17 protein-coding genes and 2 CRISPR repeat arrays are annotated in these 23,456 nt (G+C 70.9%); of the genes, 7 read left to right on the top strand and 10 right to left on the bottom strand.

Annotated elements, in window-relative coordinates; all coding sequences use genetic code 11:
- The first annotated feature begins 167 nt into the window (after positions 1–167).
- From ACZ38L_RS33525 to ACZ38L_RS33505, 5 genes are all read left to right on the top strand, one after another.
- Positions 168–1,286 (top strand): helicase-associated domain-containing protein, encoded by a 1,119-nt coding sequence (locus ACZ38L_RS33525; protein WP_465700601.1) that lies wholly within the window; start codon positions 168–170, stop codon positions 1,284–1,286.
- A 417-nt stretch (positions 1,287–1,703) separates the two neighbouring features.
- Positions 1,704–2,723 carry a hypothetical protein gene (locus ACZ38L_RS33520; RefSeq protein ID WP_465700598.1) on the top strand — a complete coding sequence of 340 codons (1,020 nt, stop codon included), beginning with the start codon at positions 1,704–1,706 and terminating at the stop codon, positions 2,721–2,723.
- Entirely contained in the window at positions 2,714–3,640 is a 927-nt protein-coding gene (locus tag ACZ38L_RS33515) for a hypothetical protein (RefSeq protein WP_465700596.1), read from the top strand. Before ACZ38L_RS33520 ends, ACZ38L_RS33515 begins: the two co-directional genes overlap by 10 nt.
- A 605-nt stretch (positions 3,641–4,245) precedes the next feature.
- Entirely contained in the window at positions 4,246–4,386 is a 141-nt protein-coding gene (locus ACZ38L_RS33510) for a hypothetical protein (protein ID WP_465700594.1), read from the top strand.
- Positions 4,383–5,588, top strand: coding sequence for a methyltransferase domain-containing protein (locus ACZ38L_RS33505; protein ID WP_465700592.1), 1,206 nt, complete (start codon positions 4,383–4,385; stop codon positions 5,586–5,588). Before ACZ38L_RS33510 ends, ACZ38L_RS33505 begins: the two co-directional genes overlap by 4 nt.
- A 101-nt stretch (positions 5,589–5,689) precedes the next feature.
- Here the strand turns inward: ACZ38L_RS33505 and ACZ38L_RS33500 are convergent, their stop codons facing one another.
- Entirely contained in the window at positions 5,690–6,034 is a 345-nt protein-coding gene (locus ACZ38L_RS33500; protein WP_465700589.1) for a hypothetical protein, read from the bottom strand.
- Positions 6,035–6,460: 426 nt separating this feature from the next.
- Between ACZ38L_RS33500 and ACZ38L_RS33495 the strand changes: the two genes are divergently transcribed.
- On the top strand, positions 6,461–7,879 hold the full coding sequence (locus ACZ38L_RS33495; protein WP_465700586.1) for a Fic family protein: 1,419 nt from the start codon (positions 6,461–6,463) through the stop codon (positions 7,877–7,879).
- Between the two features lie 184 nt (positions 7,880–8,063).
- Positions 8,064–9,209, top strand: coding sequence for a non-homologous end joining protein Ku (gene ku / locus ACZ38L_RS33490; protein ID WP_465700584.1), 1,146 nt, complete (start codon positions 8,064–8,066; stop codon positions 9,207–9,209).
- Between the two features lie 193 nt (positions 9,210–9,402).
- On the opposite strand, the gene ACZ38L_RS33485 is transcribed toward ku, so the two are convergent.
- The 9 genes from ACZ38L_RS33485 to cas3 form a co-directional block, all read right to left on the bottom strand.
- Positions 9,403–9,876, bottom strand: a complete 474-nt coding sequence (locus ACZ38L_RS33485) for a hypothetical protein (RefSeq protein WP_465700582.1) — start codon at positions 9,874–9,876, stop codon at positions 9,403–9,405.
- Between the two features lie 255 nt (positions 9,877–10,131).
- The gene (cas2e, locus tag ACZ38L_RS33480; RefSeq protein WP_465700580.1) at positions 10,132–10,410 is read right to left on the bottom strand and encodes a type I-E CRISPR-associated endoribonuclease Cas2e; all 279 of its coding nucleotides are present in this window, start codon (positions 10,408–10,410) and stop codon (positions 10,132–10,134) included.
- An 8-nt stretch (positions 10,411–10,418) separates the two neighbouring features.
- A complete protein-coding gene (gene cas1e, locus ACZ38L_RS33475; RefSeq protein ID WP_465700577.1) occupies positions 10,419–11,438 on the bottom strand; it encodes a type I-E CRISPR-associated endonuclease Cas1e in 1,020 nt (339 codons plus the stop codon).
- Between the two features lie 2 nt (positions 11,439–11,440).
- On the bottom strand, positions 11,441–12,226 hold the full coding sequence (gene cas6e / locus ACZ38L_RS33470) for a type I-E CRISPR-associated protein Cas6/Cse3/CasE (protein ID WP_465700575.1): 786 nt from the start codon (positions 12,224–12,226) through the stop codon (positions 11,441–11,443).
- Between the two features lie 4 nt (positions 12,227–12,230).
- Positions 12,231–13,079, bottom strand: a complete 849-nt coding sequence (gene cas5e, locus ACZ38L_RS33465; RefSeq protein ID WP_465700571.1) for a type I-E CRISPR-associated protein Cas5/CasD — start codon at positions 13,077–13,079, stop codon at positions 12,231–12,233.
- Positions 13,079–14,215 carry a type I-E CRISPR-associated protein Cas7/Cse4/CasC gene (gene cas7e / locus ACZ38L_RS33460; RefSeq protein WP_465700568.1) on the bottom strand — a complete coding sequence of 379 codons (1,137 nt, stop codon included), beginning with the start codon at positions 14,213–14,215 and terminating at the stop codon, positions 13,079–13,081. Before cas7e ends, cas5e begins: the two co-directional genes overlap by 1 nt.
- A gap of 44 nt (positions 14,216–14,259) precedes the next feature.
- On the bottom strand, positions 14,260–14,865 hold the full coding sequence (casB, locus tag ACZ38L_RS33455) for a type I-E CRISPR-associated protein Cse2/CasB (protein WP_465700566.1): 606 nt from the start codon (positions 14,863–14,865) through the stop codon (positions 14,260–14,262).
- Positions 14,865–16,586, bottom strand: a complete 1,722-nt coding sequence (casA, locus tag ACZ38L_RS33450; protein WP_465700564.1) for a type I-E CRISPR-associated protein Cse1/CasA — start codon at positions 16,584–16,586, stop codon at positions 14,865–14,867. The genes casB and casA overlap by 1 nt, the downstream gene beginning before the upstream one ends.
- A gap of 219 nt (positions 16,587–16,805) precedes the next feature.
- Positions 16,806–19,721 (bottom strand): CRISPR-associated helicase Cas3', encoded by a 2,916-nt coding sequence (gene cas3, locus ACZ38L_RS33445; RefSeq protein WP_465700562.1) that lies wholly within the window; start codon positions 19,719–19,721, stop codon positions 16,806–16,808.
- A gap of 361 nt (positions 19,722–20,082) precedes the next feature.
- Positions 20,083–21,575: direct repeats of the CRISPR family, unit length 29 nt; unit sequence GTCGGCCCCGCGCGAGCGGGGGTTGCTCC.
- Positions 21,576–21,777: 202 nt separating this feature from the next.
- Positions 21,778–22,173: a CRISPR direct-repeat array (repeat unit 29 nt).
- Positions 22,174–23,456 lie beyond the last annotated feature (1,283 nt).

Raw genomic sequence — 23,456 nt, 5'->3', positions numbered from 1 at the left:
GAGGCAGATGCACGGCCGAGCCGGGTTTGCCCTGCTCCGCCACCGCATCCTCCTCCAGTGATCACTACACAGCGCTACCACCGATTACGGGCCAGAGCCGTTCATACAGACCCCCTCTCCGGGTGGGGAGTCAAGACGAGCAGCTCTGGGACACGAGGGAGCATGAGATGGGGATTTCAACGAGCGCCATCACCCCCACCGAGTTCGCCGCGAGTGACGACGGGCCGCGCGCCCTGCGGCTGAGCACCCTGCTTTCCTGGCACAGCCACTGGCTCCGCTCCACCCTGGACGTCCAGGCCGCCACCAGCGCGGTGCTGCGCGAGGCGACCCTGCTTGGCCTGGCCTGCGACGGTGCGCTCACCGCCTTCGGGCGCACCGCGCTATCCGGGTCGACAACCGACGAGCAGGTGGATGCCGCCAGGGCCTTGCTGCCACTGCACGAGCGCGCCGCGGTGCTCGCCGACCACGCCGTCGTCGTCCCCGGAGTGCCGACCCCCGAACTGGCCACCCTCCTGCGGACCGTGGCGGAGCCCGAGCGAGGGGACGCGACCGCCTCGACTTGGCGCCTGAGCCCCTCGTCGGTGCGATCCTTCTTCGACCACTACCGGGGTACCAGCGCCGAGGAGGTGCTGCGCCGGCTCGAAGCGGCATCGAGCACGCCAATCCCCCAGAGCGTGCAATACCTCATCCGGGACATCAGCCAGCGCCACGGGCACATCACCGTCACTCCGGTCAGCACGGTCCTGGACGTCCGGGACGAGGCACTCGCCCTCGAACTCGCCCGCCACCGCGACTTGGCCGACCTGGGGCTGCGGCAGGTCGCGCCGACGGTGCTGACCGCCACCGCCGCCCACGACACCGTGCTGGCGCGGCTGCGGACCACGGGCTACGCGCCCGCCGACTCCGACCGGCCGCCCACGCCGTCGCCTGCGGCGCCGATCGCGGTTCCTCAGCCGCACCCCGGCCGCTCCCCCACGGCCACGCGCCCTGCCGACCACCGGGCCTGGCTCACGGCCCTGCCGGCTGACGCCCAGACAGCCACGGATCAGACAGCGGCCTTCATCCAGGGCGCAGCACCGGCCCTCGGTGCCGCCGGCTGCGCCGCACTCGCGGCCGCGATGCGCACCGGTACCGCGGTCCACGTCGAGTACCGCAGCTCGACGCGCACCCACCATCAGCTCATTCTCAAGGGCCCTCAGATCGGCATCGGCGGCCGGCTCACCGGCACCACCACGGCCGCCGACCCCAGAGCTTGCCGGCCGGACCGCAGCGGTCTCGGCCGGTAAGTAACCTGGACGGAGCTCTCCCGCTGGCCATCTGACCCGCCAGCGCTGGGGCCCGCAGGCACCACAGCGCCATGGCCCTGGCCTACTACTCAACTTGCACTCGTCGTGTCGGGTCGCGTTCGCAGGGTCGTCGAGTTGCCGGGGTAGGGTGCACGCCCCACGCTGGTGCCTACGGGGACCGTACTGACGGCCTCGTCCAAGAGCTACGGCTACTCAGCGGAACACAGCGAGAGGGGTAGCGCTGTGGGTGATCATATACATACCGCGGACGTCGATATTGAACCATTGGAAACAGCAGCGCCTGGCGGCTCTGCCCTGGTGAGGGGAGCTCTCGGCCCGGCCACTCGCGTGACGCAGGTGTTCAATAACGGGGCCTGCATATACCAGCCCGGTGGACAGCGTATGGCTACAGGGACAGTGAACGTGCAGGGCGGGGAGGTGTACGCGTTCTTTAATACCTCCGGCTGGAGTAGATCAGGTAGTGCGGGTTTGTCGGCGTGGCTTTCCATCGGCGAAAGCCGCCAGTATAAGGTTCGTGGTTTCGCCAATCCAGCCGCGACTCACCTGGCTATGACCAGGCGGCGGGTATCCCTTGGTAGCCTCGAGCCGAACCCGTCCGCCTCGACGGAAATCACCGCCGAGAGCGGTACCGTCACCGACGGGAACGACCGTGTCTCCCTGACCGTCCTCGAACTCGGGTCACCGGCCGTCTGGCGGATGGTCGGTGGGAACGCCGGCATTCCCGCTTCCACCAGCCAGTACACGAGCATCCCCTTCCGCTCGCGCGGCGGGTACCTGCTCGTGTGTGCCTCCGCCACCGGCTTCAGCACGAGCGGACAGGCGATGACCGGGATGGACTTGAGCATCGACGGCACGCATTACGGAACTATCCAGATTTTCGCGAACCAGAGGAACTGGCACCTGGCGTTTGTACCGGCCGACTTCCTGATCGACTGCATCCCCCCCGGGGATCACACGATCGTCGCCACGCCCGCCGCCGGCACCACCATCGACGGTAACGACGCTTATGCCATCACCGTCTTCGAGGTCCTGGCGCCGCCCCCTGTGCTGAACGTGACCCAGGTCCTGGCCAACGCCACCGCCGCTGGGCAGACTGGCGGACAGGTGGTGGAAAGTGGCAGTTTCAGCAGTTACGGCGGGACCCTCATCATTTCCGCGGCTGCCTCGGCGTTCTCCCTCACTGACGCGGCGACGCTCGGTATGACCATCAAGGTCGACAGCCAACCGTTCGGGTTGATGCAGGCGTTCGCGAATCCCGCAAAGGTCCATCTGGGCCTGACCGGTAACGATCGCGTGGCCAGCGGCATCAAGGCAGGTAAGCACACGGTCTCGTTGGTGGCGGACAGTAACACCGTCACAGACTCCAATGACCGCTGTTCGATCACGATCACCGAGGTGGCGACGACATGGCCATAACCCGCCTGCGGATCAGGTTCGACATGTTTAGCGGTCGGCCTGACCCGGTCGTCGAGATAGCGGGCCCTGAGGCCGAGGAGCTGGTCGCCCGGCTCGCGCCGGGCGACCTGATCGACGCTGCCGAGCAGGCCAGCCCGGGCCCGCATCTTGGCTACCGCGGACTCGTCGTCGAACAGGTGGGCGAGCCGGTCCCGTTTCTGCCGGCGGTCTTCCGCCTGGTGGCCGGGCGGCTGCTCGGCCCGGGGCTGCGGCGATGGGCGGCCGATCCGGAGGTGGAGGACTACATCTGCTCCGAACGGGGACCAGCCGGGCAGGTGCTGAGCAGCCCGGCGGAACTGGACTTCCTCCGGGACGGCCTGGCCGCCGCGCGAACGGTGGAGTGGTGGCAGCCGCCGCCGGAGGGCCAGAATCTACTCGCAGTGGCAGGCTGTCAGTCAGCACCGGCTGCGGCCCTGGACCAGTGGAATGACGCAGAGGCTCGTTCCATCACCTGTGAGCGGGGGACTCCCAACTGGTGCAGGCAGTGCAACAACAATTGCTATAACTATGGCACCGATGTGCGCACCGACACGATTGCCCAGCCCGGCCGGGGTAGTGGCCGGACCATCACCTCCTGTGACTGCGATCAGATCAGCCGTTACGCGTTCTACGACGGCCTGGTATACACCCCGGCTGCCGACAACACTTGCCCTCAGGAAGGCGTGCTGGTCGCCCTCGTGATGGCCCCCGGCGTTGACTACCACTGGTACCGCATGAACAGCGACGGTCTCTGGGCGCACAAACCAGGAGTGACACCGGCTACCGCTCTCGACAACGCGGGGAGGAAAATCACTGATCCGCGCACTTGCGACCGCGGCATGTACACGGTGTTCTGCAGCTTCATGAATGTTCCTGACGGCGGCGCCCGCATCAGCTAGACCAGATCACTTGCGGATCGCCGCCGGAGTTACTGCATCGACGACCAGCAGGCCTTCGAGCAAGCTCTCGCGGCCCGGCTCATCGAGTACCGGGAGAGCGTGGGATCCGATCCGGCCCCCAGGACTCTGCTACCGGTTGGCGCCCTGTCCCTGGCTGCCCTCGCGGTCCAGGTGCACGTATGGAGCTGGGCGTCCGGTCCGGCTACCTGCCGCACGGCATGCTGGGGGTCCCCGGAGGCGCTGCGGCGGCGACGGACGCCGGCGGGAACGACTTCGGGTGATCGGACCGCCGGGTCGTCAGTTCGCGAGGGGCGAGCGTCGGCGGCAGCCGGTTCCCGGGCCGGCCGTGCTCGGGGGTTCACGTCCGGCCCGGGCCTTTCACCAGCGTCACCCGTGCCTTCGCACACCGCCCGAGCTACTGCGCCGCCCGGAGCACCGCACGGTGGCCGGTCGAGGCCAATCCTGGCGCGACGACGGTGGCCATCCGCACCGCCGGCACCTTGCCGCGGCCTGGCTCGGCATCCTTGCCGAAGTGCCCTACGTGACCGGGCGATCACGGGCAGGATAGGACGCTGAGATGTCCGCGCCACGAGGGAGGGCACGCGATGGGCAAGCACGGTGGGGAATCCGGGAACGGCAGCCCCGGTCCGCAGGATGACAGCGGCTCAGGCACCAAGCACGGTGGCGGTGGCAGCGACGAGGGCGGGAATACCTCCGACGGCCAGGCCCCGGCGGACGGCAAGTGAGCAGTAGCCCTGACAGCGCGGCGGAGGCCGGCCTGGAACGGCTGACCTCCACCCTGCTGGCTTCCGGCACCCTCGACGCGGCCTGGGCAGGCCCGTTCCGCGCGGTCCCCCGGCACCGCTTCGTCCCTGACGTCGTGTGGCCGGGCACCGCGGACGGCACCAAGCAGCACGCGGCCGTCGACCGCCGCGCCGACCCGGCGCGCTGGCTGGAGACGGTCTACTCGGACCTGCCGCTGACCTTCCAGTGGGACGACGGCGACCACCACGGCACCGCCCTCGGTACGACGCCGAGCTCCTCGGTGAGCATGCCGAGCATGGTCACCGGGATGCTCGCCGACCTGGATGTCGCCGACGGCTCCCGAGTACTGGAGATCGGCACAGGCGCGGGATGGAACGCCGGCCTGCTCGCCAACCGTCTCGGCGACGACTACGTGGTGACCGTCGAGGTCGACCCCACGGTGGCGCGCGCGGCTGCGGCACGGCTCGACGAAGCCGGACTGCACCCGCTGTGCGTGAGCAGCGACGGCGAGGCCGGATACCCCGACCTGGCTCCGTACGACCGGCTGATCGCGACCTGCTCGGTCACCTCGGTGCCGCACGCCTGGCTGGTGCAAATGAAACCGGGCGGGATCCTGGTCCTGCCCTGGGGCACGGAGTTCGGCGGCGAGGCCATCGTCAGACTCACGATCGCCGAGGACGGCAGCGCGAGCGGCCGCTTCACCCGCTCGTCCGCGTTCATGCGGATGCGCTCCCAGCGCGGCCACCGCCCGCCGTTCGCCGCCTACCTCAAGGGCGTGCCCTGGCCGGCCAACGGCCGCCGTTCCATCACCCGGCTCTCCCCTGCCCGGACCGGTGGGTGGATCCAGCAACTCGCCATCGGACTGCAGGTCGACGACGCCTTCTGGCGCGCCGAGCGGTACGACGACGGAACGTACACCCTGTGGCTGTATGACCCGACGGACACCGAGACCTGGGCCAGCGCGGACTGGGAGCCCGACCGCAGCGAGTACGAGGTCGTGCAGGCAGGCCACCGCAACCTCTGGGACGAGGTGGAGCGGGCCTGGCGCTGGTGGGACGACCACGGCCGACCGGGATTCACCCGGTTCGGCCTGACCGTCACTCAGGATGGGGCGCAGCGTGCGTGGCTCGACCACCCCGAGCAGACCGTGCCCCGTGCCACGGCCTCGGACAAGGCCGCTTAAGTCCCGGCACGGGCCAGACCGAAGTCCATCCGCCGTGCCCCGCCATGCGGTGGGGCACCGGTGCCGGCCGGCAAGGCGGTGTCCGGCCGGACACCGCCCCGTCAGTCGCTGCCGAGCTCGCTGCCGTCGGGCTCGTAGCGCAGGGCGCTGGTTCCGTCGTCGGAGATGTGCAGGTACTGCGGCCGCTCCCGGCGCCGGGGCAAGAACCGGTCCAGCCAGGAGCGTGGCTCGGTGTCCTGCGGGTACATGTCGGCGGAGGCGAGCACCACGAGCTGCTCCTTGGACAGTAGATCCGACCAGTTCGACCCGAAGTAGGCGGTGTACCACAGCTGGAGCTGGCCTTGCTCGATCACCACGCTGAAGGGCGTGCTGGTGACGGTGGGGCGGTCTCCGAACCCGTCCTGCAGCGCGCCGGCGCTGGCGCGGTCGAGGTAGACGCGCGCCACGCGCGGTCCCGCGACCCACGGGTACGGGTCCGGCCGGTCGAGGATCTCCTCAGTTCAGGCCCGCAGGTTCAGCGGGTCGTCGCCCGGCCGACGGTTGTACAGGTCGCCCGGGTGGCCCCGGCGCAGCCGCACGACCAGGTGATCCCCCTGATCTCCAGGCCGCCCCCGCAGTGGTGCAGGATCTCCTCGCTCGCCCGGACGGTACAGGAAGGAGTCTTCATGACAGCGCCAAGGCGAATGGACGAAGAAGTGCTGGCTGGAGGCGGTGTCAACCATGTCGTGCGAATCGGATCGACTGTTCGACGGGCTGTGGGAGCGTGGACCCGCACGGTCCATGCTCAAGGCACTTGGACCTTCCGGCCCTGTCCCTCACATGCCTGAACCCTTGGGCGACCCCAGATAATACGTCAGGTCGACGTCACGGTGATGGCAGCGCCCTGCGGTAATCCGCTTGAACTGGCGCCGGCGGACGTGCAGGCTTGCGCAGTGATTCCCGAGCTGGCCCCTGGCTATCTGAGCTGGGACGAGGCCGACCCCGCCCGTCATCCTTTCGACAGCGCGTCGGCAACGCGGGTAGTGCACTCGCTCGGGCCGGCCCGGTGTGTGCCCCGCTGCCCTGACGTCCCTTTCGCGGACCGGGCGATGAGTGCCTGGGGCCACGGCGAGGGCAAGCTCTGGGCCGACGCCATGTCGCATGCCCTCGTGGAACGCTATGGTCGCTGGGCCGTGGGCTGGCGCTGGGCGCACGACGAAGGCGACTTCGACGGGGGTCCGGTCGGGAACTGGTGCTGCCCGAGGGACTCGATCACCACCCCTGAGAAGACGCTCGCCCGTGTGGTCGCGGCGCTTTGCGAGTGGCGCGGATGGCTGGAGAGTCTCGCCCAGTGGTTCGAGGCGTCCCCGCTGGATCTGGCCGACGTCGAGGACCAGCGGATCCTGTGGGAGCGCACCGCCCGGAACCTGATCCTGCAGGTGACCGACCGCACCGGCTGCGGCAGTGGTTGGTACAGGCACTGCCGTCAGGTGCTCACCTGGTTCCTCAGCCGCTGGGGAGTCGCACCCGACGTCGCGCAGGAGCTGGTCGACCAGGCCATCGGCGGTCGGTTCCAGAGCTGGACCGGCCCTGACACAGTGCTCGTCGAGGACATCACGGAGCGGCTCGCGCTGTCCCTGCGGCCCAACGACGGCGCGGCTTGCGTCGCACCCGCACCGGACCACCTTCAGCGCTGGCTTGAGGTGCGCGAGACGGTGCCGTGGCAGAGGGCGCCGGGCGAGGGGGACGGACCGGTCACCCCTGGCCGCGACGGCGCGGCAGAGGACATCCACGCCTTCGACGGTGCTGTGGACGCCGGGAGGGAGCAAGGCCTGCTCGCCGCCCTGGAACAACTGCGGGCCGACGCGGCACGCGGCGCCTCGCTCGACTTCGGACTACTGCAAGGCTGGCAACGGCACGTCCTGGACACGCCGCAGGCGCCGCCGTTCCGTACCCTGCCCGCCTTCGCCAAGGGCGGCCGGGAACGCTACGGCATCGGCCCGGACACCCGCGACCGCCTCGACGCCTGCCTGACCGAGAGCGCAGCCGACGGCGAGAAGCCCCTGCCCCTGACCGCCCGAGCTGCCCGCGCCTATCTCGATGTCTGCTTCTTTCATCCCTTCGATGACGGAAACGCTCGGTCCGCGTTCCTCACCCTCGTCTTCGTCCTCGCCCGTGAGGGCGTCACGCTCAACGCCGTCAGCCTGCTACGTCGCATCACGTTCCAGGCCGACGACCCCCAGGACGCGCTGACCCTCGCCCGGTACATCGACGTCCACCTCGCGGAGACCCGACGCAGCGCTGCGGCCTAAGCCCGCAAGCCACTGGCCGGCCTGCAGCGCAAGGCGGACCAGGAATAGCAGCGCGCCGAACAGGCCGATGCCCCCTGGCCGAGGCGCGGCAGTCCCAGTCCGCCGCCGGTAGGCCGAACGCGCCGCTTGCCCGGACCTGCATCGATATGAAGGTGCATATTGGGCGAAAAGGGGTGATCTGGTTGTGGAGGTGGTGGCGGTGGCTCGACCTATTTGGACGGGTGTTTTGAGTTTCGGGCTGGTCACCGTGCCGATCGCCCTGTACGCGGCGACCGAGTCGCACACCGTGTCGTTCCGGCAGATCGAGCGCGGCACCGCCGACCGGGTACGCAACAAGCGGGTGAACGAGCGGACCGGCGACGAGGTCGAGTACAGCAACATCGTCAAGGGCTACGAGCTGACCGAGGGCGAGTACGTGATCGTCGAGCCCGAGGAGCTGGAGCAGATCTCCCCCGGGCGGTCCAGGACCATCGAGATCCGCGGCTTCGTCGATCTTGCCCGGATCGAGCCGATCTACTTCGACGCTACTTACTACATCGGTCCCAAGGGCAAGGAGTACGCCAAGGTGTACGCCCTGCTGCTGCGCGCCATGGAACGCGCGGGCAGGGCCGGCCTGGCGCTGTTCGCGATGCGGGGCAAGGAATACCTGACCGCCGTGCGCCCCGAGGGCGGCGTGCTGGTCGCCCACACCATGCACTTCGCGGACGAGGTCCGCGACCCCCGCCGTGAGGTCGACAACCTCCCCGACGCCGACACCGCCGTCTCCGACCGCGAGCTCGCGGCCGCCGAGCAGCTGATCGAGATGCTCGCCACCGACTGGGATCCGCAGGAGTGGCGGGACACCTACGCGGAGAAAGTCCGCTCCCTCATCGAGGCCAAGACCGCCGGGCAGGAGATCGCGGTCAGTGAGGGCCCCGCCGAGGCCACCAACGTGGTCGACCTGATGGCCGTGCTGGAACGCAGCCTGCAGACCGCCGGCAGCCGGACGGGCGAGGAGGGCGAGCGCGAGGAAGACCGGCGCAACCAGCCCGCGACCCGGGCCACGCGCAGCCAGGCCCGGATGTCGAAGACCGCCTCACGGGCCCCCAAGACGGCCGGCGCGAAGAAGAGCACCTCGCGCCGGCAACCAGTGTCGAAGGCGCCCGCGGGCCGCAAGAGCACCAGCGCCGCGAAGAAGAAGGAAGACCTCGGTGCGCTCACCAAGGCCGAGCTGTACAAACAGGCCAGCGCCCTCGACATCCCCCACCGCAGCGCCATGAACCGCGACCAACTCCAAGACGCCATCGAACACACCCCAGCAGCCAAACGCCGGCATCTGCGCCCCGCCTGACCAAGCGACGGGCCCGGCCGGACGAAGGTGGACCCGGCGAAGCCGGGGCGACGTACTGGCCGGCCTCCGGTGCGACCAGCGCCGGGTGAGGTGTGATGACCACGCCGGTGGCGGCGCACCCGGGGTAGCCGGTCAGTAGGGAGCTCCGGTCCCAAACCGGTCGCCTCCGGACGGGGAACGTGCCCACCGTGCGTCAGTCCGCGTCGACCCACGCGGCCGCCACGACGCGGCTGCCCAGGACCCGCACGGTGCCCCAGGCTCCGGTCCCGTCGACCAGGTCCAGCACGCCGGCGCTCGGCAGGACGAACTCGGGGCGTCGGTGAGGTCGGCGCGGCGCGAGTTGGACCCGGCGGACAGCGGCCCACAGCGACCAGCCGTACACCGCGGACACCGCGAGGATCTCCGCGCCGGCCGCGCACTCCACGTCCACGAGCAGCGGCCGCCAGTCGGCACCGTCGCGCACCGCGTCGATGAGCGCGAGCCGCACCGCCCCCGGCGCGGTGACCGCGGCCAGGCAGCGCGGCCCGGGGAACGGCGCCGGGGGCTCTGTATCTACTGGTGGCCGGGCCGGCCGTGGCCCGGATACCGGCAGATCGAGGCTGGCCATGGCAGTGCAGAACAGCACGTCCTCCAACACCTCCAGGCCGGTGCGGGGCCGACAGAGCATTGACGTAGGCGGGTGCCAGGGACGGTGAGCAACCCCCGCGGGTGCGGGGCCGACGGCGCGACCCCGGCCGGCTGGGACTGCTCCGGGGAGCAACCCCCGCGGGTGCGGGGCCGACTCGTCAGACCAAACCCTGTAGAAAGGGGACCCGGAGCAACCCCCGCGGGTGCGGGGCCGACTACGTCACCCAGGAGCCGCTGGCGGATGAGGAGGAGCAACCCCCGCGGGTGCGGGGCCGACACTTCCTGACCTGCGAGACTATCGGCGGGAGCGGGCGGAGAGAATCAGTCCGTCGTAGTCGACGGGGTGCCAGCGGTCGGTGCCGGCAGTGCGTACGGTCCAGCCTTGTTCGTTGTTGGCGGGTTCGACGAGGACCGCTTGGCCGGCGCCGATGCGGGCGGCGAGGAGATCCCAGACACGATCGCGGATGCGGCGGCTGGGGTTGCCCACGAAGACGCCGGCGCTGACCTCCACCATCCAGCGGGTGAGGTGTCCGCGGAGGCCTTCGGGAGCGGCGATGAGGATGATCACGGTCATGGCTGTTCCTACGGGGCCTTCTGGTCGAAGTCAGGCCCGATGACCGCGAGATGTTCGTCGCCCATTCCGGAGTCGACCACGTGGAACGGGCGGAGCGAGCCGCCGGAGGACGACCAGTTGGCGCCGCCAGGAACTGCGCCCAGGCGTTCGTCCCAGAGTTCGTTGGCCTCCGTCTCCGGGATGTCCGTTTCCTCTGGGGTGAGCAGGGTCTTCACGTCGTTCACGATCCGGCCGAGGAGGCGGTCCTCCGCGATGCGGTCGCGCAGGGCGAGCCGGGCGTCTCGTTCCTCGGTGAGCCCTCGCTTGGCGAGGTCGAAGGCGAGCGGGATCGTGTAGTCGGCCTTGTAGAGGTCGGCGATGTCCAGTACGAAGGAGGTGGCGAGGCCGGTGTGGACGAAGCCGAGCCCGGGGCTGGCGCCGAGGCCGGTGATGACGGCGTGGCAGATCCCGTAGAGCGCCGCGTTGGCTGCTGAGAGCAGCCGGTTGATGTCGTCTCCCGCCGCGTGGGCGTCGCCGGGCTGGTAGACGCGGCCGTTCCAGGGCACACCGGTGCGTCGTGCCTCGGCCTGGTAGAGCTTGCGGATCCGCGCGCCCTCGCGGCCGCGGAGCTGCTGCATCGTGGCGGTGTCGACGTCTTCGCCGGGGAAGCGCATGCGGTACATGGCCCGGGCTACGGCGAGGCGCTCTTTGGTACGGCTGACCAGCCAGGCCTGCCGGTTGAGAAGGCCGGCGCCGCGGCTGGGTCCGAGCCCCGCCGCGTACATCCGGACGCCCTGTTCGCCGACCCAGCACACGGTGGTGCCGGAGTCGGCGAGCAGGTTGATCGCGCCGTGGGTGACCCGGGTCCCGGGCCCGAGCAGGACGACGGCCACCATGGCGGCGGGGACGCGGACTGTCTCGCGCTTGTTGATGACGACCACGGCGTTCTCGTCGCGGTCGAGGTGGCTCCGCTCGATGTAGAGGCTGGAGACGCGGTCGGCGAGCCGGTGCAGATCGTGCGGGTGGGCCTTCCACCAGATGTCGGCCACGGTCAGCGTTCCTGCCGGCGGACTGGGGCGAGGGTGAGCAGTCCGCATCCGTAGGCCTTGGACGGTCCGATGCCGCCGAGGAGTGCCTCCCGCAGGAGTTGGGAGTCGGTGACGCGCAGCAGGCCCTCGAAGGTGGCGGTGGTGAGGGTCACCCGGATACCGGTTCCCGGTTTGGTGAAGACGTGACGGTCGCGGTTGGTGATCCGCACCTCGCGAGCGATCTCGGGCTGCGGCCCGCCGGGTTGGGGGGCGAGGTGGGGCTCGGGTTCGAGTTCGATGGCGGGCGAGTCGGTACGGGCGGCGGGGACCTCGAAGCCCCAGCGGTCCGTGCGCTTGAGGAACCAGGCGAGCTGGTGGGCGGCGGTTCGCTGGGGCAGACGGTAGGAGCGTCGGCGCGGCTCGTCGGTGTTCTTGGTCCGGTAGGGGCTGCTCCCCTTTGGGGTGGCCGTGTTCTGGACGGGGCTGGCGGTGAGCCGAAAAGCGAATTCGCGTCCTGGTGCCAACTGGTCGAGCAGCGCGGAGTAGTCGCGGATGGCGTAGTGCTCGCCGTCCGCGTCGGGCCAGCCGGCCTGTTCGACGATGTGGTTCCAGTCGGGCTTGGAGGGGGTGAGGACCAGGAGCATGGGCCGGCGCGGATTGTCCGTGTCCAGTCGCCACAGGGTGCGCTCTTCGGTGGGGGCGTCCGCGATGCCGGCGGTGACGGCGCCGTGCAGTGCGCGGGGGTTGGCGAGCAGGGTGCGGCTGGCCGCGCGCAGCGGGTTGATGCGGATACGGGAGAGGTAGGTCATGGGGTCACCAGCCCAGCAGGGAGAACGGGTCGTGGCCGGTTTCGTGGTCTCCGGCGGGGGCGTCGGTCGCGGCGTCCGGGGTGGTCGGATCGATACCGGTGGGGACGTGGAGCCAGGTGTGGCGGACGCGGCGGGTGGTGAAGGCCCGGCCGCGGGGGGCGTAGGAGAGCGGTACGTCCTGCCAGGTGTCCTCTCCTGCGGGGTCGTCCAGGGTGGCGGGCAGGTCGATGCGGTGCGCGGCGGCCGGTGGCGTGCGCCGTTTGAAGGCGTCGCGTTCGTGGCGGCCGGCCTGCCAGGGCTCCTCTCGCAGTGCTGCTTCGAGGCCGGCCGCGCGCAGGTCGCCGAGCACGAGCGGCTGGGTGGGTGGACAGGAGCGGCGGCCGAGTGCGAGCGGAAAGGCCGGTCGGCGGACGGCTTCGGCCAGTGCCTCCAGGAGTTGTCTGGGGCCCTCGACGGCGGCGACGAAGACCGCGTCCTGGAGGTAGAAGCGGTGAGTGACATGGGTGTCCTTGGCCGGTGAGGTGAGCTTCTGCATACCCTTGGCGTTCACCCCGGCCTGGGGCAGCGGTCGGCCGCGATAGTCGCTGACGGTGTGGTAGTCGCGCAGCAGGGTGCCGGGCTGGTCGATGCGCACGCCCAGGCTCAGGCCGGCCAGGTCGGTGATGTCGGCCTCGCGGGAGCGTCCTGCAGCTGCCGCGAGCAGGCCGACGACGCCGGACTTGGTCGGCTGGGGGCGGGTGTCGCGGCGGTTGAAGGCGCTGCGGTCGCCCCAGGACTGGAGCGGGCCGGCCAGGCGCAGCAGCAGGACGGCCCGGTCCTGCTGCGCGGCGGGCGGGATGGTCTCGGCGGGCATCAGTCGGTGCTCACCTGGCCGGTGAGGGTGTTCCGCAGGCCGTCGAGGAGCTGCGGGAAGGTCTTGTTAGCGCCGAAGGCCTCGGCCAGCAGTTCGACCTCCTGGCTGCCGTCGGCGAAGGTGTGGCAGATCGCCGCGTGCACGGGGGTGTCGCCCCACTGGCGGGTGGCGGTGGCGTACTCGTCGGCCAGGCGGCGTGCGGACTCGGCGACGACGCCCGCGCTGGCGGGGACGGGCTTCTCGTAGGCGGAGACCAGATTGACCGGCTGGTCGGTGCGCACCACCACGGCGACCAGGCTTGGCCGGGTTCGGTGGGCGAAGGAGTTGGCGTAGCCGGTGGGCATCGAGCGGGCGAAGGAGTCGACGAAGAGGTCGACGGCGTCGATTGCGGCTTTGTCCTCGCCGAGGTTCTCTCGGAGTTGGTGCAGGCCGACGGTGGCGTAGCGGTAGAGGGTGGCGGAGTTGAAGCCGATGGTGCCGATCATGCCGGCGCCGGTCTCGTCGGCGGTGTTCTCGTCGTCGACGGCGGTGTAGTAGTCGAACTCCAGCTCGGTGGCGTGGGTGGAGATGGCGTGGGCGACCTGGGCCGCGGCGTCGACGTTCAGGCCGGGAATGTCGGCGACCATCCGTCCAAAGAGGGCGACGTCGGCGGGGTGTCCGCTCTGCAGTTGCTCGCGTACCGGGAGGTCCTTGACCGCTTCCTCCAGTTCCGCGTCGCCGAGAGCGGCGAGGTCGGTGGCGTCGGCGGCGGCCAGGTCGACGATGTTCTCCAGCTGGCGGCGGCCGAAGAACAGCAGGTAGGCGGTGTCGCCGGCCTTCTTCCCCGCCGAGATCCCCATCGGCTTGAGCAGCGCACTGGCGATCCGTTCGGCCGCCTCAGCGCCGATTCCGGTCCGGCTGTCCAGGCGCTTGGCCAGCTGGGTGGCGATCCGCTTGGTCCTCGTGGCCAGGTCGTCCTCGCTGTAGCGCTCGGCGAAGTGCAGGCGGGTCGCCCTCTTCCAGGCCTGCGAGGACACCCGGGAGCGGCGCTTTCCGCCGAAGTAGGCCTCCTTCGGGTTCCCGGTGTCGTCCCGGTTCAGGTTCGCCGGCGGGACCGTCTGCAGGATGTGCACGTCGATGTACAGGCGCTTGGTCATGCGCTTCTCCTCGATGACTCGTAAAGGCTGGTGTAGGTCGGTGGTCACGAGCCGTTCGTGCCGGACTCAGGGTCCGGCTTCCAGGCCTGGTAACCCAGCGCCCACCGGCGGCGGACAGCGGAGCGCCGTTCCACGGTGTGCCAGGCCTCGATGTCGGCCATCAGGTGGGTGTAGTCGAGCGGCTGCTTGACCGTCCGCAGCTGGGTGATCAAGGACCTCAGGTGCACGAGCAGGGCTGGCACGCTGGTGGCGGCGGCCAGGACGGCGACCCGCCGGTCCACGGCGTCCTCGCTGAACTTCTCGCTTCTGCGCAGGGCGAGGAGTCCTTGGCCGAGCTTGACGCCCTGGCGGTGCATCGGGGTGTCCTGGCTCTGCTGGTGCAACCCGAAGAGACAGAGTGCGGCGTGCTCGGCGTTCTGCTCGTCGGACACCTCGTCCCGCAGTGCGAGGAACTCGTCGACGGGGCGGGTGTAGTGGGGCCACAGCTTGGGGGTGTCCATCGCCGGGCGGCCCAGCCCCGCGCGCATGGCCGCCAGGTCCTCCCCCGGGGGGATGAGTTTGGTGCCGCTGACCGGGTCGGTGCGCCACCGGTGGTCGGGGCCCACGAACCGGTCCCAGTACAGCGGGGGTACCTGGGTCTTCTCACCCATCAGATGTCAGCTCCAGTGGTCGCATTCCTGTGGTCACCGGCCGTCCGCTCCCGGTGGGCCTCCGTACTTGCCTCCCGCGCCTCCCGCAGCGCGGCGGCCTGCCGCGGTAGTACGAGGGCGAGTTGCCGACGGAAGTTGTCCTCCGCGGTTCCCAGCGAGTACACGGACTTCCGGCCCGCCTGCTCGACCTCACGGCCACTGAACGCATCGGCCGGCGCAGCGTCGAACAAGGGATCGGCGACCTCGTGCGCCGCCCGCCACGCCTCCCGCTCCCATGCCAGACGGCCCCGGGCGATGACCTGCCGGTCGCCGCCCGCACGCTGCACACCGGCCAGCACCCGGCGGACCAGGTGGTCGAGCCTGTGCAGGAGCAGCTCACCGGGCCGCTGCCCCTTGTCCCAAGGGATCGGGTCCGCCCCAACCGCACGGCGCAGGTCCGCGGACAAGTTGTTCACCGCCCACGCCAGCTTCTCCGCCTGGTCGGCGACCTCCAGCAGCATCTCGTGGACCTCATCGTCCGCGCGCAGAGCCAGCAGCGGCAGCGGGACGGCATCGTGGAGCACGTCCTCGACCACCGCCGACTGGGTGCCGTAGACCATGCCGAAGGTGTGGACCTGCAGCGGGTAGTCGGCCTCCAGGTACTCCTCCGCCTCCATCGCGGAGAGCTGGTCGAGCAGGACGCTGGTCTCGAACTTCCCCTCCTGGCTCTCTCTCGCCGGTGCCAGCAGGGCTTCCAGGCCTCGCCACGCGGCTTTGCCCGGGCTGTGGCGGCGCGGACGGCGCTCGCCCACCGCGGCCTTGGCGGCACTCGCCTTCCGGCCGGCCGGCTGGGCAAGGTTCCAGGTGGTGTGCGGCTCGGACGCGGGAATCGCGCTCAGCCGCTCTCCGGCGCACACGACCACCCGGGCCACCGTGATCCCGGACTTGTTTTCTTGCGGGACCAGCCGGACCCGGCGCGACTGCCACGTCCACAGGTCCAGCAGCCCCGCCGCCGACCGCTGCCTCCAACCGGGCCCCGCCGGGTCACCGTCCCACTGGGGTCGACCGGCCTGCGACGCCGGGGTGACCGGCAGATTCAGCAACAGCGTCTCGTACAGCGTCCGCCCGACGGGAAGCACGACGCCCAGCTGGCCGAGCGGACCGGTCGGATTGCCGGTCGTCTTGCCCGCCTTCATCTGGGGGTCGCCCGCCGCACCCGTCTTGATCGCCGCGGTGTCCCAGCACAGCGTGTGCAGCAGCCAGTGGACGGCCTGCGCCGGCGTCAGCTCGAGCGGGTCCGCGTCCGTGCGACTCGCGAACAGCGGCACGTTGTTGCCGCTCGCCGCCGTGGCCACCAACGCCGCCGAGCCCTTCGTCTCGTCCTTCGGCGTCCGCAGGCCCGCCGCCTGGGCGAACGGCGCCTTCGCGTCGAACAGGTCGAACCTGGCCCGGCGCTCCTCCAGGTAGTCACGCAGCTTGTCCTTCTCGGACTCGCTGAACCCTTGGTGCGAGAAGCGGTCACGCCACTGCTCACGCGTGGCCGGCAGGCCCAGCGCGTGCCCGACCACCGGCAGGAGCACCTGGCGCAGCAGCGCCGGAAGCTGCGTGGGGAACCCGACCACCAGACCCTCGAACTCATCGGCCCGCGCAAGCGTCTCCAGCAGGCCCGCGGTCTGCGGAGCGCCGCCGTTCAGCGGGCGCAGCGTCAGCCACGGCTCATCAAGAAGGTTGTACTCGGGCACGCGAAAATTCCTCCAACTGGCCATGTATTGGCAGCGAGTTGATGTCATCCTGGCACCCCCGGCAACAGCCCGCGGCCCGAATGCCAGAATTGCCCCCACGCCCCGCGCTCCACAGCCCGGGGATGACTCCTGGCCGTGCATCGCACCGCCGACGAGTCCAGCGTCGGCCCCGCCCCTGCGGGGACAGAGCGGGCCCGACCTCAGGGCCCGCTCCACCGCCTACCGACGCGCCGGGCCGCCGGCCACCACCAGCCCCAGCGCCTCGTCGTAACGCACCCGGTACTCCCCCAGCGCCACCTCACCATCCCCCTCCAGCACCAGCGCCTTGCTGTAACGCAGCCACGGATGGTCCCGCCACCCCGGCAACGGGGTCAGTTCCTGCTCGGCCGCCACGGTCAACGAGGCCGGCAGCCGCACCGTGCCGGCCAGGACGTCGTCCAGGACCTCGACCGCCACCTCCCCGCCCGGCCCCAGCCGCCGCCCCGACATCGCACATGGCCCCTTGCCGTCCTGCCGCACCAGGACGACCTCCATGCTCCGCTCGCCGTCACGGACCAGCGCCTCGAACTGGCCTTCCTTCAAGCTGCCGTGTGTCCCGGCGTAGTGCAGACCATCAAGGGTGCGCACACCGTGCTCACCAGGCCGGGTCAGTAGGAAACTTGTCGCCTCCGAACGGCGTTCCCCCTGCCGCTGCTCCCATCTCTGGCGCGCTGCCTGCTCCGCCTCCGCCCACGTGGGAGGTACGGCCTCCTGATCCCCGTACACGCGGGCGACCAGCTCCGGCACCTGGCCCGGCACCCGCCAAGCCCCACCGGAGACCGCCAGCACCAGCGCCACCGTGCGCAGCAGCAGATAACGGCCGTAGATCTTCTCACTGGCAGGCAGGATCCACGGCGGCCCGTCCCTACGCTCCTCGAAGCCGGTGACGACCACCGTCGGAACGGCCACCCGCTCCGGACGCGGCACCCCCTCGTGCCGGTGCAGGCGACCGATCCGCTGCAGCAGCAGGTCCACCGGCGCCAGGTCGGTGACCAGGAGGTCCGCATCCACGTCGAAGGACTGCTCGGCGAGCTGCGTAGCCACCAGGATCAACCGGTCAGGCCGCGGCGCCGGCACGTCCTCCTCGGGCGGCCCGAGCAATGTGAGGCACTCCTTAGTACGGTCCGCCCGATGCCCGGCATGCAGTCGACCGTGCAACAACCGGACATCCCCGCCGAACTCGACCCGCAAGACCTGGTAGGTGGCCTGGGCGCGAGCCACCGTGTTCCGAATCACCAGGGCACACCCGCCCTCAGCCAACCGCTCCGCCAAAAAGCCGGCCACAGCGACATCCTCGGCCTCCGCCGACCGGGCCGTCGTCAGATCAGGGCCGTCGGGGCGGGCGTCGCGCGGGAGCAGCTCCACCCGCACCTCCAGATCCGGGCGCCATGGCTTCGTACTCTCCACCAGGAACTTCGGCCCGCTCTCATCCACCCAAGCCGCCGTCACACTCGGATACCCCTGAGGTTCGGGCAACTCCACCACACCGGGCTCACACGACTGGGCCCCCGCCAGATAGGCCGCCACCAACTCCTGGCGCTGCGCGGACGGCAGAGTCGCCGACAGCAGCACCACCGGCGCCCCCGCCTGCCCCAGCCACCAGAGGCCTTCCTTGAGGAACTGGGACATGTAGACATCCGCCGCGTGCACCTCGTCCAGCACCACCACCTTGCCCGCCAACCCCGCCGTGCGAAGCATGACGTGCTTGGTCCGGGTACCGGCGAACAGCAACTGGTCGATCGTCCCGACCGCGAACGGGCTCAGCAACCCACGCAACCGGCCCAGGAACCACTCAGCCGGCGCCCTCCTGAGATGAGCGTCCTCGGCCTCACCGGCAGAGGGGGACATGCCGTACTCGTCAGGCTCGTCCTCACCCACCGAGCCGTAGCAGTCGTCCGCCTCCTGCCCCCACTCCCCCGCCTCCCCCAGCAGCCGACGCCACTCCTTGTTGAACAAGCGCTTGCCGTGCAGCAGCGCGACCTGATCCTCCAAGCCCTGCCCCAGCTTCGCCAACCACCCCCGGACCTGGCTGAACATCGGATCGCTCGTCGCCTGGGTGGGCATACCGACGAACACTCCGCCAGCCCCCCAACGCGAAGCCAGCCACTCCGCCGCCAGCAACGCGAGCTTCGTCTTCCCCTCACCCATGGGCGCCTCGACCACCACCACCCCGGGCCCGCCCATCCGCCCGATGACATCCAGCACCAACGGCTGCGCCCCCCGCGGCTCATGACCGAACCGCTCCAGGAAAGCGCCAGGCCCAGGAGACACCAGCTGGCCCCAACCCCCGCGCAAGCCAAGCTTCGACCAAGCCGCGGATGCCCGCCGGCGGGCGACGGGCATCCGCACCCCCGCCAGATCATCCACACCCGTGAAGTACTTCTCGTTGCTGGCAATCCAGTCGCACATCACGACCAGACCCGCCAACTCCAGCTGGACGGCACGCGACGGCACCACCAACGGCTCCACACACCGCAGCGGCGACCCCTCCTCACCCGGATATCCCAGCTCAAGGGTGAACAGCTCGACCAACGCCCGCTGCGCCGACCACCACTCCTCCCCCTCGCCGAGCAGCTTCGCCTTCGCCTTCCACGGGCCGAGCTGACCAAGCGTGGGAAACAGCCCGTGATGACCTGCCACCACCGGCCAGACCCAGTCAACCTGCGCTTTCTCCCACCCCACCTCCCCCAGAAGACGGCGGACCAACTGGCCACCGGCCTTGTCATGCCGCCACCGATTACGGCTGACAGCGAAAGCGTCCCAGGTCAACCCCGCCGCCAGAACCGCCCGTGCCCCCGCCGCATCCATGTGCTGAAAGGCCGGCGTGGCCTTCCCGCAGTCATGGACACCGCACAGCCAGGCGAAGAACCTCCGCCCGCGCCCCGACCCACCGGCAAGCTGATCCACCCGCCATCGGGTCACCGGCGCTAAGTACTCGTCCCAGACGAGTTCAGCCACTGCGGCGGTGTCCAGCATGTGCGACAACAGCAGATTCATCACCCCACCGGCCTTGCCCGCCGACTTCCCCCACAGCACCCCCACCGCCGGCAGCTCAGCCTCGTACCGGTCCCAGTGATCGTCCCTCGCCACCGTCATCAGCCTTCCTGCGTGATCCCCCGGACACGCTAAGCGATGGCACTGACAACGCTCCGGCCCCGCCACTCACCTGCACACTTGACTTGCCCCCACGTCAGGACCGAACAAGCCCGAGACGATCCCGCTACCGGGCAAGAAACCCGCCCAAGCCGGATACTCCCCCGTCTCACTGAATGAGGCCTGGCAACGCGGTGTCGGCCCCGCGCCTGCGGGGGTTGCTCCTCGACATCCCAGCTCCGGCGCTGGTAGACGCGGTCGGCCCCGCGCCCGCGGGCAAACCAGTTGGTCGTACTGCCTGCTACTCCTTGATGAAGTGATGAAAACCGTGGCCTTGGCGGGGTATCGTCGCAGCTCACGAAGTGTCGGCCCCGCGCGAGCGGGGGTTGCTCCACGCCGCGCCGGTTGATCCGGCCGTGGCAGAGGTCGGCCCCGCGCGAGCGGGGGTTGCTCCGGCTGGCGCAGCCGCCCCGGCGGCCGGGACCTGTCGGCCCCGCGCGAGCGGGGGTTGCTCCTGGCGGTTGGAGGTCATCGATGAGGGGGGCGGGTCGGCCCCGCGCGAGCGGGGGTTGCTCCTGTGAGCCGGTGCCGGTCGTGATGCCGGGGTCGTCGGCCCCGCGCGAGCGGGGGTTGCTCCCAGGCGACCAGGTACGGCATGCCGGGGCAGCCGTCGGCCCCGCGCGAGCGGGGGTTGCTCATGCCAGGTGGCATCGTCCAGGACCTGTCCGAGGTCGGCCCCGCGCGAGCGGGGGTTGCTCCTCGCTGCACCGTTTCGGGCGGCAGATGGGTGCGTCGGCCCCGCGCGAGCGGGGGTTGCTCCCCTCACCCGCTGCCCCGCGTGGCCTCGGCTGAGTCGGCCCCGCGCGAGCGGGGGTTGCTCCAGGACCGAGCCGTAGGTGGTGGCGTGGAGCAGGTCGGCCCCGCGCGAGCGGGGGTTGCTCCGTGGGCCACAGTTCGCCGGGGCCTGGCCGCCAGTCGGCCCCGCGCGAGCGGGGGTTGCTCCTCCACTCCGAGTGGGAAGACCCGGACGGCGTAGTCGGCCCCGCGCGAGCGGGGGTGGCTCCTTGCCCGCGCTCTGGCCGACGAGGGCCAGGTTGTCGGCCCCGCGCGAGCGGGGGTTGCTCCCCGTGCCGTCCGCCGCGTCTGGTGCGGCGGCAGTCGGCCCCGCGCGAGCGGGGGTTGCTCCGTCGACTACCAGATCGAGGCGTTCACGCGGAAGTCGGCCCCGCGCGAGCGGGGGTTGCTCCCCCTTCGCCGACGTCGACCGGCCCACCATCGAGTCGGCCCCGCGCGAGCGGGGGTTGCTCCGACGAGGCGCGGGCCACCCCGGGGGCTGCCCCGTCGGCCCCGCGCGAGCGGGGGTTGCTCCGTTCACCGACCTACTGGCGGCCGTACATCGAGGTCGGCCCCGCGCGAGCGGGGGTTGCTCCGTTCACCGACCTACTGGCGGCCGTACATCGAGGTCGGCCCCGCGCGAGCGGGGGTTGCTCCTTCCCCACGTCGTTCAGCTCATCCGCCTGCTTGTCGGCCCCGCGCGAGCGGGGGTTGCTCCTCACGTCTGCTGGACACCTACCCGGGCACGTAGTCGGCCCCGCGCGAGCGGGGGTTGCTCCTGTGGTCGTTGGCCGGCGGGTCGGTGTAGCCGGTCGGCCCCGCGCGAGCGGGGGTTGCTCCGGCCACCACACCCAGGTCGTGCCGATGGAGGCGTCGGCCCCGCGCGAGCGGGGGTTGCTCCGGCTTGCCCTTGACGAGGTCGAGGGCAAGGGCGTCGGCCCCGCGCGAGCGGGGGTTGCTCCGGGTCGGACCAGCTGGTCCGGGCCGGGCAGTCGTCGGCCCCGCACGAGCGGGGGTTGCTCCGCGGCGCCATCCGCGAGCAGCGAGGGCTTCGAGTCGGCCCCGCGCGAGCGGGGATGCTCCGTTGGTCCGCGCCTCTCACAGACCGTGGCCAGCTCAGGGCAAGTGGGAGCTGCTGCTGGCTTGTTGGCGGCGCTGCCCGCTGCACCTGAGCCGCAGTGATGAAATCCGTGGCTGTAGCGAGGTAACGTCGCAGCTCACGAAGCGTCGGCCCCGCGCGAGCGGGGATGTTCCCTCCCGGTCGGCGGCCAGCTCGTCCTCGGCCAGGTCGGCCCCGCGCGAGCGGGGATGTTCCCGGCGGGTCGAGGCGGCACCTCCGAGGCAAAAAGTCGGCCCCGCGCGAGCGGGGATGTTCCCGCCCTGGTCCGCCCACCAGCGCCGGTCGGTGGGTCGGCCCCGCGCGAGCGGGGATGTTCCCTGGTCGCACCGCGCCCGCACGGCTGTCACGGCGTCGGCCCCGCGCGAGCGGGGATGTTCCCGTCGACTACCTCGACCGGGACTCCGCCGGGCAGTCGGCCCCGCGCGAGCGGGGATGTTCCCGTGGACTCGGCGAGGATGAGCACCTCGGCGGGGTCGGCCCCGCGCGAGCGGGGATGTTCCCTTGGGCGGCGTGGACGCGATGAGCGCGCTTCAGTCGGCCCCGCGCGAGCGGGGATGTTCCTTCCTGGGCTGGATCCGGGATGGCGTCAGCTGGGTCGGCCCCGCGCGAGCGGGGATGTTCCTTCCTCGGCGGCCGCGGCGGATGTCGGCTACCAGTCGGCCCCGCGCGAGCGGGGATGTTCCCGAGTACGCGGTGCGCCTCCGACAGGCGATCGAATCGGCCCCGCGCGAGCGGGGATGTTCCTCACCTTCTGTGAGCCGTCATAGGTAGTCGGGAGTCGGCCCCGCGCGAGCGGGGATGTTCCCGTGCACGCCCCACAGTGGCGGGACCGGATCTAGTCGGCCCCGCGCGAGCGGGGATGTTCCCGCAGCTACGGCCACAGCGTCGGCGACATCGCGGTCGGCCGCGCGCGAGCGGGGATGTTCCCGCGCTCGGGGCCTGCGGCTATCAGCCCACCCTGGTCGGCCCCGCACGAGCGGGGGTTGCTCCTTCTTGGCCTCGCGGAAGGTGGTGGAGCATTGGTCGGCCCCGCACGAGCGGGGGTTGCTCCGGCACCGCCTCCACGGACGCTGCGGCGTTCGGGTCGGCCCCGCACGAGCGGGGGTTGCTCCTCTGCTCCCGAGCGCGCTCGTCGTTGGCGCCCGTCGGCCCCGCACGAGCGGGGGTTGCTCCTCTGCTCCCGAGCGCGCTCGTCGTTGGCGCCCGTCGGCCCCGCACGAGCGGGGATGTTCCCAGGATGTACGGCGTGATGGTCACCGTGGGGTCGTCGGCCCCGCGCGAGCGGGGATGTTCCCGTCGTCGCGACCGCGCCCGGGGAGAGGGCGGGTCGGCCCCGCGCGAGCGGGGATGTTCCCAGTGACCCGATGGCCTGCACCGCATCATGGATGTCGGCCCCGCGCGAGCGGGGATGTTCCGACGAGCGTTCCCTGGAGAGGGTTCCCCTCCGGGTCGGCCCCGCGCGAGCGGGGATGCTCCCCTCTCCCTCCCCATCCGCGCCGACCTCATCAAGTCGGCCCCGCGCGAGCGGGGATGTTCCCGCAGCTACGGCCACAGCGTCGGCGACATCGCGGTCGGCCGCGCGCGAGCGGGGATGTTCCCGCGCTCGGGGCCTGCGGCTATCAGCCCACCCTGGTCGGCCCCGCGCGAGCGGCGATGTTCCGGCCCGGGTGTCTCGGCGACGGGTGAAAACTGACCGCTGGACGGCGGATGAATCGGGACCCACCGGAGCAAATCCGACCCTTCTTGCGATCGTCTGATCATCCTGATCCCCGTCGAGGGTCAGG

It is taken from the genome of Kitasatospora sp. NPDC024654 (genome assembly GCF_055559155.1).
The sequence above is the reverse complement of the archived record's forward strand: the minus strand, read 5'-3'. Positions and strand labels throughout refer to the sequence as shown.